15 protein-coding genes and 4 tRNA genes are annotated in these 13,415 nt (G+C 56.5%); 11 read left to right on the top strand and 8 right to left on the bottom strand.

The features are described from left to right. The first annotated feature begins 2 nt into the window (after positions 1-2). The 3 genes from QMQ05_RS00910 (at position 3) to QMQ05_RS00920 (ending at position 1,179) form a co-directional block, all read left to right on the top strand. Positions 3-320 (top strand): thiamine-binding protein, encoded by a 318-nt coding sequence (locus tag QMQ05_RS00910; RefSeq protein WP_334120980.1) that lies wholly within the window; start codon positions 3-5, stop codon positions 318-320. Positions 321-499: 179 nt separating this feature from the next. Continuing rightward, positions 500-868, top strand: coding sequence for a type II toxin-antitoxin system RelE/ParE family toxin (locus QMQ05_RS00915; RefSeq protein WP_345472238.1), 369 nt, complete (start codon positions 500-502; stop codon positions 866-868). Positions 869-873: 5 nt separating this feature from the next. Continuing rightward, positions 874-1,179, top strand: a complete 306-nt coding sequence (locus QMQ05_RS00920) for a helix-turn-helix transcriptional regulator (protein WP_345472240.1) — start codon at positions 874-876, stop codon at positions 1,177-1,179. A 105-nt stretch (positions 1,180-1,284) separates the two neighbouring features. On the opposite strand, the gene QMQ05_RS00925 is transcribed toward QMQ05_RS00920, so the two are convergent. Next, on the bottom strand, positions 1,285-2,034 hold the full coding sequence (locus QMQ05_RS00925; RefSeq protein WP_345472242.1) for a hypothetical protein: 750 nt from the start codon (positions 2,032-2,034) through the stop codon (positions 1,285-1,287). Positions 2,035-2,578: 544 nt separating this feature from the next. On the opposite strand from QMQ05_RS00925, the gene QMQ05_RS00930 reads away from it, so the two are divergent. Then, complete coding sequence (locus QMQ05_RS00930) at positions 2,579-3,268, top strand: O-methyltransferase (protein ID WP_334120984.1); 690 nt, start codon at positions 2,579-2,581, stop codon at positions 3,266-3,268. Positions 3,269-3,283: 15 nt separating this feature from the next. Here the strand turns inward: QMQ05_RS00930 and QMQ05_RS00935 are convergent, their stop codons facing one another. Next, entirely contained in the window at positions 3,284-3,613 is a 330-nt protein-coding gene (locus tag QMQ05_RS00935; RefSeq protein ID WP_058256028.1) for a hypothetical protein, read from the bottom strand. A 206-nt stretch (positions 3,614-3,819) separates the two neighbouring features. Between QMQ05_RS00935 and QMQ05_RS00940 the strand changes: the two genes are divergently transcribed. Together QMQ05_RS00940 and QMQ05_RS00945 are read left to right on the top strand one after the other, a co-directional pair. After that, the gene (locus tag QMQ05_RS00940; protein ID WP_345472245.1) at positions 3,820-4,326 is read left to right on the top strand and encodes a GNAT family N-acetyltransferase; all 507 of its coding nucleotides are present in this window, start codon (positions 3,820-3,822) and stop codon (positions 4,324-4,326) included. Further along, on the top strand, positions 4,319-5,143 hold the full coding sequence (locus QMQ05_RS00945; RefSeq protein WP_345472246.1) for a spermidine synthase: 825 nt from the start codon (positions 4,319-4,321) through the stop codon (positions 5,141-5,143). Before QMQ05_RS00940 ends, QMQ05_RS00945 begins: the two co-directional genes overlap by 8 nt. Here the strand turns inward: QMQ05_RS00945 and QMQ05_RS00950 are convergent. Together QMQ05_RS00950 and QMQ05_RS00955 are read right to left on the bottom strand one after the other, a co-directional pair. Further along, on the bottom strand, positions 5,140-5,649 hold the full coding sequence (locus QMQ05_RS00950; protein WP_334120987.1) for a DUF2087 domain-containing protein: 510 nt from the start codon (positions 5,647-5,649) through the stop codon (positions 5,140-5,142). The genes QMQ05_RS00945 and QMQ05_RS00950 overlap by 4 nt on opposite strands. Before the next feature lie 90 nt (positions 5,650-5,739). Next, positions 5,740-7,191, bottom strand: a complete 1,452-nt coding sequence (locus tag QMQ05_RS00955) for an NCS2 family permease (RefSeq protein WP_334120988.1) — start codon at positions 7,189-7,191, stop codon at positions 5,740-5,742. A gap of 169 nt (positions 7,192-7,360) precedes the next feature. On the opposite strand from QMQ05_RS00955, the gene QMQ05_RS00960 reads away from it, so the two are divergent. Next, positions 7,361-8,335, top strand: a complete 975-nt coding sequence (locus QMQ05_RS00960) for a universal stress protein (RefSeq protein ID WP_345472248.1) — start codon at positions 7,361-7,363, stop codon at positions 8,333-8,335. A gap of 85 nt (positions 8,336-8,420) precedes the next feature. On the opposite strand, the gene QMQ05_RS00965 is transcribed toward QMQ05_RS00960, so the two are convergent. Beyond that, positions 8,421-10,115, bottom strand: a complete 1,695-nt coding sequence (locus QMQ05_RS00965) for an NlpC/P60 family protein (RefSeq protein ID WP_334120990.1) — start codon at positions 10,113-10,115, stop codon at positions 8,421-8,423. A 536-nt stretch (positions 10,116-10,651) separates the two neighbouring features. Next, positions 10,652-11,023 (bottom strand): metallopeptidase family protein, encoded by a 372-nt coding sequence (locus QMQ05_RS00970; RefSeq protein WP_345472249.1) that lies wholly within the window; start codon positions 11,021-11,023, stop codon positions 10,652-10,654. A gap of 133 nt (positions 11,024-11,156) precedes the next feature. Here QMQ05_RS00970 and QMQ05_RS00975 point away from each other — a divergent pair. From QMQ05_RS00975 to QMQ05_RS00990, 4 genes are all read left to right on the top strand, one after another. Next, positions 11,157-11,229 (top strand) — tRNA-Glu (locus tag QMQ05_RS00975). A 57-nt stretch (positions 11,230-11,286) separates the two neighbouring features. Then, a tRNA-Asp gene (locus QMQ05_RS00980) sits at positions 11,287-11,360 on the top strand. Between the two features lie 49 nt (positions 11,361-11,409). Next, positions 11,410-11,482: transfer RNA gene (locus QMQ05_RS00985), tRNA-Phe, on the top strand. A 60-nt stretch (positions 11,483-11,542) separates the two neighbouring features. Then, a tRNA-Asp gene (locus tag QMQ05_RS00990) sits at positions 11,543-11,619 on the top strand. 62 nt (positions 11,620-11,681) lie between these two features. Here QMQ05_RS00990 and QMQ05_RS00995 read toward each other — a convergent pair. Together QMQ05_RS00995 and QMQ05_RS01000 are read right to left on the bottom strand one after the other, a co-directional pair. Next, positions 11,682-12,536 carry a hypothetical protein gene (locus tag QMQ05_RS00995; RefSeq protein ID WP_345472251.1) on the bottom strand — a complete coding sequence of 285 codons (855 nt, stop codon included), beginning with the start codon at positions 12,534-12,536 and terminating at the stop codon, positions 11,682-11,684. A gap of 2 nt (positions 12,537-12,538) precedes the next feature. After that, on the bottom strand, positions 12,539-13,339 hold the full coding sequence (locus tag QMQ05_RS01000; RefSeq protein WP_334120993.1) for an exodeoxyribonuclease III: 801 nt from the start codon (positions 13,337-13,339) through the stop codon (positions 12,539-12,541). Between the last annotated feature and the right edge of the window lie 76 nt (positions 13,340-13,415).

Consider the following 13,415-nt stretch of genomic DNA (forward strand, 5'->3'; position numbering starts at 1 on the left):
ACATGATTGTAGCTTTTTCTGTAGCCCCCTCCGGTACCGGTAGTAACCCCGACGGCTCGGTGCACGATGCCGTGGCTGAAGCGGTGAAGGTCGTGCGCGATTCTGGGTTGCCTAACCGGACTTCCAGCATGTTCACCGAAATTGAGGGCGAATGGGACGAAGTCTTCGACGTAGTTAAGCGCGCGACTGAAGCCGTCGCACCGTTTGGTTCAAGGATCTCCCTGGTGATCAAAGCCGATATTCGTCCGGGGCACCAAGGCGAGATCGATGGGAAGCTTCAGCGTTTGGAACGTGCCATTGCCAGTGGCGAAGGGCAGTAGCCTGCGCTCAGTCGAAGGGTATATCACCGAGGTGTTCGTGATCATCGTTCTGGGCGAATGACCGTGTTAGATTTGTGACATCATGATCAGCCCGTTGCCGTAAGGCGCGGGCTGATTCTTATTGCCCATGGTGGCTGAATTGCATTGCCCGTAGACCCTGCACGGTCTATACTGGTGGCATGTGGAGCGTCGACATCGAGCTGATCGCGGGTTGGCTGACTTCACTGGACGAAGGATCACGCGAGCAGGTCATCGCCGCCATCGAGCTACTTGAGGATCGAGGTCCACAGCTTGGACGACCCATCGTAGACACGGTGACGTTGTCTCGGCACAGCAACATGAAGGAGCTGCGGCCCGGCTCGACGGGCCGGTCGGAACTGAGGGTGTTGTTCGCCTTCGATCCCGAGCGTTCGGCGATCCTGCTGATCGCCGGCGACAAGGCAGGCAACTGGACCCGCTGGTACAAGAAGAACATCCCGGTCGCCGACGATTTGTTTGACGACCATCTGAAGGCGTTGAAGCCGCAGCAGAGACAGAGAGGACGATGATCACGATGGCCATGACCCTGAAAGACTTCCTCGACGAGCACCCCGTGGACCGCGCGCGCGTCGAGGCGCACAAGGAGCGCATGCTCGCCGAGGTGCGAGCCTACCGGTTGCGTGAGCTGCGCGAGCAGGCAGGCTTCACGCAAGCGCAGCTGGCCGAGCGCATCGGCGTCGGGCAGCGCCAGGTGTCCAAGATCGAGCGCGGTGACCTGGACAGCACGAAGATTGGCACGATCCGCAGCTACCTCGAAGCCGTCGGCGGCGGGCTGGCCATCGAGTACGTGATGGGTGACCAGCGCGTGCAGGTAGCGTAGCCGGAAGACGGCCTGCGGCCGAACGATAAGGGGCCCTTATCGTACTGAAAGCTGCGATTTCAAGATCGCGTTATTCAGATCGGCGCGGAACGCCTGTCAGGTCGATCAGTGCTCCAGCCGCCAGGAGATGTAGACCGGATCCTTGACCCCACGAGAAGCGAGGGCCTCGGCGATCAGTCCTGTACGCCAGCCGATACGAGGTAGAGAGCCGATCGATACGGATGCAGATGTCGTCAAGAACGACCGGCCCGGGCCCTGCCAAATCCCGTCGGACACGACGGCTGGCTCACCTGAAGTGCTCCTGTGGAACTGAAGGTCGCTGTCCGAGCAATCGGCCAGTACTTCTTTCAGCGCTGTGAGTACATCATCGCAGAACGCGTTTTCCATGCCCGACTGAATCTCGATCGACGCCTTTGCGGTACTCTCTGCCAAGGCATCAGAGCCCGACAACCAGTCCAGCTTTCGAGAAGGCAGCGCTGCGGTGCTAGAAATTTCCAGCTGGTGCAGTGGTACAGAGAAATCAACTCGCGTCAGCGCGGTTGCATTAGCGGTTCGTCGAAAAATGTCGGACATGACGGCCAGTGGATAGCATGGCAAGGGGTAAGCATCTGACGACGACGGCACGCCTACCTGAAACCAGAACGTAGGAGGAATCCCTGAGTCTCCGAATCCTGTCCAGTCGCCTGCGTCATTTGTTGACCAGGCTCGGTGGGCTCCCGAACCATCTGGGCCCCACGTCGCTTGTGAGTAGTCGACCAGGAACCCGAAAGGGTCAACGGGCAGCGGCGTGTTCAATAGGCCAGTTTGGGCACCCCACACGCCAATGAACATCGGCTCAGAACAATCCGAAGACATCTTTTTCCTACCTTCTGTAGACGATTCTTTCTCGAGTCCGTGTTTTAGAAGACGCGACACTTCACAGCGGATTGCTTGCGAGCAACTTCGGCACGGTTCTTCAGCTCACAGTAGCCCGTACCGTTATTCTTCGTGTAGCACTCGTACCGTCACGAGGTGAAACGCGTGGTGGCTGAGCCGCAGTTCCCTCTCTTCCATCATGCATGGCCTTGAACGGAGCGTCGAGAACTACTTCCGTGGTCGCCAGTACTTTTGTCTTGGCTACGGTAAGTGTCACCATATTTCTAGTCCGACGCAGGAGAGAAGGGCGTCCCCGCGTCTTTACGGAGCTTTTCTCACCTCAGTGGTGCTGCGATGCGTGTGGGCATACTGCTGCGGGTCTGTGCTTATAGCTACCCTAATCTTAGAAGTACGATGTTCACCGAAATCGAGGGAGAGTAGGATGAGGACTTCTACGTCGTTTAGCACGTCACCAAGGCGAGATCGACGGGAAGCTTCAGCGGCTTGAAAAGGCCATCAACGATAGTCAGGGAAGTGCATTGTCATGACTCACCATTCAACCGACCGAGAGGCCGGTGCGGTTGAACAGTACCTCGAGGAATCCCTCGGGCTTCACCTTGAATCGCTAGAAAAGGGGCGCGAGCACGCGCGAGCTGCTGGTTTACCTGCGATTGAAGTCAGTGCAGGCCAAGGTAAGTTCTTGCAATTACTCACCGAGATGATTGGCGCTCGCCGGGTGCTGGAGATCGGGACCCTCGGTGGCTATTCCACGAGTTGGTTGGCGCTGGGTGTCGGCGCTTCAGGCAAGGTCATCACCTGCGAATTTGAACCGTTACATGCCTCAGTCGCGCGAGAGAATCTGGAACGTTCCGGGCTAGCTGATCGAGTCGAGATCAAACTCGGGGCAGCCCAAGGAACCTTGGACACTCTCATTAGTAAACGCGCCGAAGCCTTCGACTTGATCTTTATCGATGCGGACAAGCGCAATAACGTGGTTTACCTTGAGCGCGCGCTGAAACTCTCGCACCCGGGCACGGTGCTGGTCCTGGACAATGTGGTGCGTGGTGGTGCCATCTTGGATGATCCAAGCCAATTGGGTAATCAAGAAGCTGATGTGCGTGGGGTTCAGGAGTCACTGTTGTGGCTCCGAGACCATCCGCAGGTTTCGGTGACCGCGCTGCAAACTTTAGGAGCCAAGGGCTGGGACGGGTTTGCGCTGGCAAGGGTTGTGTAACTGAGCGGTTTTCAGTTAGCGCGTTGTGTGGTTCTCGTGGATGTCTTGTTCAAATTCCGCGTCTTCCTCGTGCTTGAACGGCGGAGACTTGATGATGAAGTAGTGAACTGCCAGGGCGCAGATTAAGGCGACGGGTGCACCGACCCACAGTGCGTACACGGTGTTACGAACCAAACCAGCGACAACTGGTCCAATCAGCATCGGAACGATGTAGTAGTAATGCTCCGGAGCTGCTGGTCCCCAAAAGCGTTCAAGCTTGGAAAGCAGACTGAAGCCGGCCGCTAAGATAATGCAGCCAAGGAGGATCACCCAAAGTGTCGAGGAGAGGCTGATGGTGAGGGTCAAAGAGCCTACGAGTCCTGCGGTTAAACACGCGTACTTCGTATTTTGATGCAAACTCTCGCCTCTTTTTCTGCCCCATATAGATCGAACCAATACAAGTATTTTTTCAAACACTTTGACAGTCCGCAATCGTACTTAAGTAGGAGGGGTACCGGGAGCGTTGGCAGGAATAGATTAGTGCACTGCCGTAGGGTATAAATGTGCCACATATGAACGACTATCGAATCCGCCTGGCTACCGAACACGATGTGCGCGAAGCACTTGAGATGAAACTGCAATGCTGGCGTGAAGCATATGCCGATCTACGCGAGCCAGCCTTCTTCACTCACCACGAGCAAGAACTCGACGGCCAGGTTGCCTGGTGGGAACGTGGCCTTGCCTCGGGAGCACAATTCTTCATCGCTGAAGATGCTCAGGGCCGAATCATTGGGCTCGCAGGGGGCACACCCACCATTGAAGAGGATCAGGACGCCGGCGTGGGCATCGAACTGGGCATGCTCTACGTGCTCGAAGCGTATTACGGTAGCGGACTGGGCGCTCACCTCATGGAAGTAGTGCTCGGCCAACGTGACGCCCTGGTCTGGGTCATTGAAGGCAACGACCGGGCACAACGATTTTTTGAAAAACACGGGTTCACCGCCGATGGAACCACCGAAGCACTGGTTGGCACCTGGCAGGGACTCACCGAGCGACGGATGGTGCGCGCACATGGCTAAAGACGCAAAAGACGTGTTGCTCGGCGAATTCCCGATTGACACGGGCAGCGCCATCATTGAGGCGGACCCCTACGGCGGCAACCGCTACATTCTCAAAATTAACGGTGTCCCATCATCACACGTCGATCTGGACGATCCGACGTACCTGGACTTCGAATATATGCGCTGGATGGAACCGATTTTTAGCTACGGTTTCCCTGCCGATGAGTTTGATGGGCGCGCCCGCAAACTGCGTGTACTACATCTAGGCGGCGGCGGGTGTTCCATGGCTCGCTGGGTCGCGGCAAGCTACGACAACGCGCGGCAAGTCGTGGTGGAACTAGATGCCAAACTGGCCGAACTCGTTCGCACCTCTTTCGACGTGCCGCGGGCCCCGCTGGTGCGACTGCGCGTGGGGGATGCTGGCCAGGTGCTCCCCACCCTGAGCGATGGCAGCCGCGATGTGATTATCCGCGACGTCTTCGCCGGAAGTACTACTCCGCGAGAGTTGACCACGGTGGACTATGCCCGCCAGGCCCAACGGGTACTGGATCAGGGTGGCGTGTACATCATGAACTGTGGCGACACCGCGGATCTGGCCGGGGCCAAAGCCGAAGCTGCCACCCTACTCGAGGTTTTTGAACACGTGGCGATGATTGCTGACCCACCAATGCTCAAGGGGCGACGGTACGGCAACATCGTCTTTATGGCCAGCAATGAACCGCTTTCGCTCGGTGCGGGTTTTGAGCGTAATCTGCGTACCGCACCACTGCCAGCACAGCTGGTCTCTGGCTCCGTGGTGCAAAAATTTGCGACCGGTGCCACCCCGATCTCCTAGGCTGCAGAGCCCAACCGGTAGCTGGAGCCATCGGTAGCGCGCAGCAACAACGAATGATCAACCAGGTAGCGGCGTAGCAGTGCGACGTCGGGGTGGAAGACCCGAAGCCGTTCATTGAGTTGCTCTTCGCGCAGCTGCTCATCGCCGCTGATCACCGCATCGCGAATGTACACCAGCACTTCGTGCCGGTCCCCGGGTTTAGCCGGTAGGGTGTGCAACCGTGCGCCGGTGAAAAATCTTTGGATGCCACTACGATCGGCCTTGTGCGCACTGGCCGATGCCAGGGTCTGATCCAGCAGTTGATGATTCAGAGACCAGCCATGCTCGTCGTTGCGAAGTAACCCGATCTTTTCCCAGCGAGCCAGGTCTTTTTGCTGAGTTTTACTCAGCTCTTCAGGCAGGCTGTCCCCGGCGAGTACAACACCTAACAGCTGGCGCATGCTCGCATTTTTTAGCCCGGCAGCCACCTGAACCCACTGACCTGTGCTCTTCTGTGCATCGCTCATGTTCCTCATCCTAACCAACACTGCCGTGGGAGAAGACGCGAACAGCCCGCCATGACAAGGTCATGACGGGCTGTCGGATGAAGCTAGAGGCTACTTAACCCCGGCCCACATCTCAATGAGTCCGATACCGAAGAACAGCACGAAGGCCGCTGAGACGACCCACATCAATGGGTGGATCTCCTTGGCACGACCCTGGGTTGCGCGGATGAAGACGTAGGAGATGAACCCTGCACCAATGCCGTTGGCAATCGAGTAGGTGAATGGCATCAAGGTGAAGGTCAGGAAGGCTGGTAGTGCAATACCCCAGTCGTTCCAGTCGATCTTGGCGACCTGGGTGATCATCATGAAACCAACTACGACCAGTGCCGGAGCTACAGCTTCGAAAGGCACCAGGTAGATCAGTGGGCTCAAGAACATGGCTACGATCATCAGCAGGCCGGTGACCACCGAAGCAAGGCCGGTGCGTGCACCTTCACCAATACCGGCGCCGGACTCCACAAAGATCTGCGCCGAGGAGCTTGAGGTGCCGCCACCGACGATAGCGCCGGCAGCGTCAACCATCAGGACCTTGTCCACATCGGGGATCTGCCCGTTTTCGTCCATGGTGCCTGCCTCGGAAGCCAGGCCCACCATGGTGCCCATGGCGTCGAAGAAGATCGAGAGCAGGATGACGAAGGCCAACAGCGATGCGGCGGTGAAGCCGAGCTTGCTAAAGGCCCCGACAAGGCTGACATTGCCGATCAGCGAGAGGTCAGGAAGGGTCCACTCCGGCATGGAAGGAACCACCAGGGACCAGCTACCGGTCTCAAATTCACCAATGTGGAAGGTGGCTTCAAGGATGTTGGCCAGGATCGCGGAGACGACGATGCCGATCAGGATCGCGCCCTTGACCTTGCGCACGACCAAGGTCATGGTCAGCAGCAGGCCGATGATGAAGACCAGGATTGGCCAGCCCATTAGCTCGCCGTCAAAGCCCAACCCCACAGGGACGGTGGTGTTCGCGGCGTCCGGAACACGCTGTACGAAGCCAGCGTTCACCAGACCGATCAGCGCGATGAACATACCGATGCCCACCACGATGGCGGTTTTCAGGCCCGCCGGAACAGCGTTAAAGACCGCGGTTCTAAAACCGGTGAGCACCAGAATAAACATCACGACACCGGCGATGAGTACCAGACCCATGACATCGGCCCAGGTAAGTTCCGGATTGGTGGCTACGGTGATGGCCACAAAAGCGTTAACACCAAGGCCGGTGGCCATGGCGAAGGGGTGACGTGCCCAGATGCCCATGATGATGGTCAGGACACCGGCCACGAAAGCGGTGACCGCGGCAACGCGCTGGATGCCCAGTACATCGCCGGAGCTGTCGGCCCCGGAGAGTACCAGTGGGTTAAGGACGACGATGTAGCTCATCGCGAAGAATGTGGCGATACCGCCGCGAACTTCGGTGGAGAACGTAGAACGTCGTTCCGAAATTTTGAAGTATCGGTCGATGCGCGCGGCCGCAGAAGTCCCGGGCGCGGTGTTTGTGGAGGAGGACATGGAAAAATTCTATGTCGTTTTCGTGGCTGATTGATATTGAATTCTCAGCTAACTAGGCGCAATTAAAAATCTTTAGACCCAACTCACACCAAGAACTGCCAAAGCAAGTACATTGGAGGTAAGGGAAATCACACCCATGTTGATCTGGAGTTATGAAGGAGCGATTCAGATGAGTGATGAAGCGCCAGTCGCAGCAGAAAAGATCGAAGGAATTGTTGTCGGCGTTGATGGGTCGGCGCAAAGTAAATGTGCTTTACGTTGGGCCGAACGTGAAGCGGTACGCCGTGGCAGCGTGCTGAATATCGTTTCTGCCTACACCATCCCGGTTTTTGCCGCGTCCTCGATGGACGCTGGTTACTCAACCTTGGATGATGACTTGATTCGAGGCGGTGCCGAAGAGATTGTTCGGCAGGCCCATGCTGATCTTGAAGGCAGTACTGCACAGATCCGCACCTACATTGAATCGGGCGATCCTGCAGGAGTCCTGCTGGACTTGAGCCAGGACGCTGAACTGGTTGTCGTCGGGACTCGCGGGCGCGGCGGCTTTGTGGGGCGCCTGCTTGGTTCGGTGTCCTCGGCGTTGCCGGCCCACTCGAAGTGCCCGACGGTCGTTGTGCCTCTATGCATGTCGAAGGAACAGGAAGCTCCTGCGGACTCCGTCAATGATCGAAAGTGCATCGTGGTCGGTGTGGACGGATCTGACCGGGCACGCTCAGCGGTGCTAGCTGCTGCTGAGGCGGCGATCGCCAGTGACCTGACGTTGCGGCTGATTTGTGCGGTGCCTCCGGTGGGAGCGGCGCTGGCCTGGATGCCAGCTACCGTTGATCAGGAAGCCGTCTTGGAGGATGTACGGTACCAGATGAGCGTGGGCACCAAGTGGCTGCGTTCGCACTATCCTGATCTGAAGATGGAAACCGACGTGGTCTCCGGACCTCCGGTTGAGATACTGATCCGCGAGTCCGAACATGCTGTGTTGACGGTAACCGGTTCACGAGGTCGTGGTGGCTTTACCGGCATGTTGCTCGGCTCCACCTCGCAGGGTGTACTGCACCACTCCAAGGGACCGGTTATGGTGGTTCCTGATTCCGAGGATCCACGCTTGGAGGACCGAAAGAACTTCGACACCCGTGCCCAGGAGCAGTAGCGAAAGCTGTTCTCTAAGGTAGGTACGCAGAAGGCCACGCACCAAACGGTGCGTGGCCTTCGTTAGTGCAGGTGACTGGCTACCTTTAGTAGCGAGCTGCCTTTGAGTACAGGTTGTTGACCCAGCTCAATGGCGTCACCGAAATGCCGGCATTTGGGTTACGAGCGTGAACAACGTTGCCGTTACCGATGTAGATTGCTACGTGGTAGAACGATGATCCGCCGTTAGAGGTGGAGAACACCAGGTCGCCAGGTTGCAGGTTGCTCAGCGACACATACTGTGGGGCGCTGAAGAACTGCTGGGTCGAGGTGCGTGGCAGGCTGATGCCCGACTGACCAAATGCGCGCTGCGAGAAGCTCGAGCAGTCAAAAGCGTTAGGGCCGTTGCCACCGTAGACGTAGTACTTGCTCGGATCATCCGCGGTCTTCAAAGCCCAAGCGATGGCAGCCGAGTAGCTGCGACCGGTTTCTGGCTCTGGTTCGGCCGTTTTAGTTGGCTTTGGCTCAGCGGTCTTGGTTGGCTTAGGAGTAGCCGTCTTGGTTGGCTTTGGCTCCGCCGTCTTAGTTGGCTTAGGAGTAGCAGTCTTGGTCGGCTTTGGCTCAGCGGTCTTGGTCGGCGTAGGAGTGGCCGTCTTGGTTGGCTTTGGCTCCGCCGTTTTGGTTGGCTGAGGCTCTGCGGTCTTAGTCGGCTCCGGCGTAGGCTCGGCAGACTTCGTCGGTTCAGGAGTAGGCTCTGCGCTCTTGGTTGGCTCTGGCGTTGGCTCAGCAGACTGCGTTGGCTCAGCACTTGGAAGCTCAGGCATGGCGGTCGGAGTGACAGTCTGGAGCTCTACTGCCTTTGGCTTAACCGTCGACTCATCTTCAGATTCGGTCGGTTCGAGTTCCTGTGGTTCAGCTACTGCAAGTGGCTGAACAGCCGCAGGCTTTTCTTCTGGAACTTCAGTGGTGTCTTCGGTAGCGATGGCCTGATCAAGGGCCGCCTGCTGTTCCTCGGCTTCCTTCTTCTCTACAGCCTTGCGAACTTCAGCTTCTTCCTGCTCCTGCAAGGTGGAGAGGTGTCCGATGAGTTCGTTGCGTAGCTTCTTCTCAGGCTCTACAGCGGACTCGTAGGTCTTCAGGGTGCTGTTAGCAGTGGCGGCAGCAGCATCGTAATTAGCTGCAGCTTCCTCAGAAGCACTCTGAGCTGCGTCAGCATATTCCTGCCACGCGGTAACCAGGGCTTCTGCCTCAGAAGCAGTGTTGACTGAGGTGACCTGCTGTTGGCTCAGCGCGTCCATGGTGGCGGCCTTGTAGAAGAGGTCGCCTTCGTTGCTGTCATCCAGCAGAAGACCAAGGGTGGAGTTGCTGGCACCGTTGCGGTAGATATCCGAAGCGATGGCTCCCAGTTCCTTGCGGCTCTGAGTTAGGTAAGTCTTTGCGTAATCGAGCTGCTTGACTGCCTTCTCGGCTTCGGCGGTGCGCAGATCGCGTTCTTCGCCGGCGGAGAGCAGTGATTCTTGTGCCTGAGCAGCTTCTGTTTCAACCCGCTGCAGTTCGGCGCGACTTGACTCCAGGGATGCCTCGATGCGAGCGATCATGGCGTTGGTGGAGTCTTTGCTCTTCTTGGCCTCTTGGATCTCTGCATCGGTTGGCAGATCTGAGGCACTTGGTGCAGCTGCGATGGAGACAGATGCGGGGAACGTAGTTGAAGTTGATGCGGATGCGGGCAGAGCACCTACAAGGCAGGATGCCGCTAAGGCCAGTGTGCTAGCAGCGACACCGAGCGTGTGGCGAGTAGCCATATCGTTCCTCACTAAGTTCTTGGATGACAGGGAGCGTTGAAACCGTGACTTCCAACGGTGGAAAGATCACGATTAGGACAAGACTCCAAATAGCACATTATGCTAACTGGAACATCCTTGGCAACACTGTTCACACCAGTCACATAAATCCCAAACGTGTAATTCACTTGCGGTTATGCGGGGTGATCTGAGAGAACGTGAGATAAGAGGGGCCGATTTTCCTGAAAGAAACCTTGGAAAATTTTTTTGGCTCACATTGGGAGTCGTTATCTAGCGTCTCTTTTCGTGAAGCTTAGGTAACGAGGTGGTTGCCGTAAATAGAGGTGGATCATCCTGGTGTTGAAGCGCCGCATAAAAAGGTGCCTTTAAAAGGGATCGTTTTAAGAGCGCCTGAATCGAAGGCCGAATGGGCGAAGCTGATTCGCAACTTCGCGCGATGATTCGATGTGGTCTGCCTCTCTTTGAAATCCGCTCTGGCCAGCAGATATGACGCAAATTGTGAGGCGGATCTCAAAAGAAGTTTTTGAAAATTGCGCTCAGGACCACCCTAAATCGTGCAATTTTTCGTCGTCGATACCGAAGTGATGGGCCACCTCGTGCATGACCGTGATGCCGATTTCGCGAACAACTTCTTCGCTGTTTTGGCAGGCTCGGAGTGTTGGATTTTTGAAGATCGTAATCCGGTCAGGAAGCGCGCCAGCGCTCCAGTCTAGATCTCGCTCCGTGAGTGCAACACCCTCGTATAACCCCAGAATCTCAAGGTTTTTAGGCTCTCCGGGCTGTGGCGTGTACTCGTCTTCGATGAAGAAAATGACGTTGTCCATCATTGCGAAAACTTCCTGTGGGATGGCGTCGATAGCTTGCTCAACTAGCCGCTCAAACTCGTCATCGCTCATCTCTAAAAGCATGTTTTCAGCCTAGCTGCGGAGTGTCAGTTTGGGGCTGGCAAAACGGACCAAGTGGCCGATTTTGCGAAACAAAAAAACCCACGTATAGTTATTGGAGTCCGCTACGGAGACGCAAGAAACCGAAGCGACTTAGGCCCCCATCGTCTAGCGGCCTAGGACACCGCCCTTTCACGGCGGCGGCACGGGTTCGAATCCCGTTGGGGGTACAAACAACTAGTTCACTAGTTGTTAGATGGATAAAATCCATTGGCTTGCGAAAGCAAGGCCCTGTAGCGCAGTTGGTTAGCGCGCCGCCCTGTCACGGCGGAGGTCGCGGGTTCAAGTCCCGTCAGGGTCGCTCAATTTACTAATCTATTAGTAAATTTGGTGTCCACTAAGTGGTGCCAGGCTCTGTAGCTCAGTTGGTAGAGCGTTCGACTGAAAATCGAAAGGTCACCGGATCGACGCCGGTCGGAGCCACGCAGGCCCTCGGTTTACCGAGGGTTTTCCTGTGTGTATTGAAGGTTATTCAAAACACTAGGCCCTGTAGCGCAGTTGGTTAGCGCGCCGCCCTGTCACGGCGGAGGTCGCGGGTTCAAGTCCCGTCAGGGTCGCCATTAAACAAATGCTCCGGTTTCCCGGAGCATTTGCTGTTTCTGCTGTTATTTACTTCCGCACACTAGTTGGCTCGCCCTAAGTGGCGCGGACCCAACCAACGGTTGCTTAGTCGGCGATATGCAGCAGCCGCACCGGTCATATCGCCATCATCCAAGGCCTGCAGACCATCTAAAAGGTCATTAGGTGAGTCGTCAGGCCAAACGATTTCGGCCAAGAGTCCGTAGTCCAGTTCAATGACGGCGCGGCTATCAAAGGACTCAAGCCAACTTCCAAGGCTTCCTAGCTCCTCAAAAAGTTGTGACTGCGGTGCGTGCGTCACCAAAGTTTGAACAGCCCACGCCAACCGCTCAACGGCTTGGTCGAAACCTATATACATGCGCACGGTCTTGAGTTGATCACCGTCATGGATCACTTCGTGCTCATCGTCTTCGCGGAACAGAGCAAACCAGCTGAGCGGAATGCCCCAAGAAGAAGTGCGGGTATGCAGATGAGTCAAGTCTCCAGCGAGACGGTCTGGATCAACGCGTTGTGCATTGGCTTTCCGGGACGCCGGCGGTACTAGAAGGTCGAAGACTTCAGGTCGGATAGCTTCTTCCGCTTGCTCCGCTGCTAACAAGCTGCGAGCCTGCAACTGTCCGGGGCAATAGCGGGTGTGCTCCGTACCCTGATAATCCAAAGTCTTAATGGAGCGGAAGAACTCGGGCTCATTGTGGGGAAACGGATCGGACACGCCACGTAGCGTGCGCTGCCACAGCCGCTCATTTTCAAACGTGTCCCATTGCTGGGCGGTGCGCTGTGGCGTGCGAAGAATGATCGACTGGGCCCAATCTTCAAAGGTATCCAGCGGTTCATAAACACGCAGGAATGCCGTGGCCGAGGTGAGCTCACTGATGGGCCCAGTCAATTTTGTAGTCATAGTTAGTCTGAGAGCTCCACAATTACCGGTGCGTGATCGCTGGCTCCCTTACCCTTTCGCTCCTCGCGGTCAATGCTTGCCGAAGTGACCCGTGCGGTCAGCGCGGGGGAGGTGAGGGAGAAATCGATACGCATGCCTTCGCCCTTGGGGAAGCGCAGCTGGGTGTAATCCCAGTAGGTATATTGGCCTTCGGTGTAGGGGCGGACCACATCACTGAAGCCCAAGTCCTCAAAAGCCGTGAACGCAGCACGTTCAGGAGCTGAAACATGCGTGAGCTTATTCTCTATGAAGAAATCGATATCCCAGACATCTTCATCCTTCGGGGCAATATTCCAGTCACCCATCAAAGCGATCTGGGCCTCAGGGTTTTCGGCCAGCCACTGCCCGGAGCGTTCCTTGAGTTCATTTAGCCAGTTGAGCTTGTAGGCCATGTGTTCGTCATCGAGGGCGCGTCCATTGGGAACATATAAGCTCCACACCTGAACCCCTCCGCAGGTTGCAGCAATAGCGCGTGGCTCTTGAATCGGGTTCTTTCCACCCTTGCCAAATTCTGGCTGTCCGGGGAACGTGCGTTGCACGTTCTCCAGACCTACGCGAGAGGCAATGGCCACGCCATTCCACTGGTTGACGCCAAAGTGGGCGACCTCGTAGTCATTGTTCTCGAACAATTCCCACGGAAAATTCTCGTCTTTGCATTTTGTTTCCTGAATGGCCAGGACGTCTACGTCGGTGCGTCGCAACCAGTCCTCAACGCGGTCGGCGCGGGCTCGTAGCGAGTTCACATTCCAAGTTGCAATCTTCACAAGTTCAACCTATCAAGTTTGCTGACTGACGCCACTTCAATTTACTTGGAAGTCCGAGTATATTCGTGTTCTAGAA

This window comes from Glutamicibacter sp. B1, from assembly GCF_039602135.1.
GTDB classification, from domain to species: domain Bacteria; phylum Actinomycetota; class Actinomycetes; order Actinomycetales; family Micrococcaceae; genus Glutamicibacter; species Glutamicibacter ectropisis.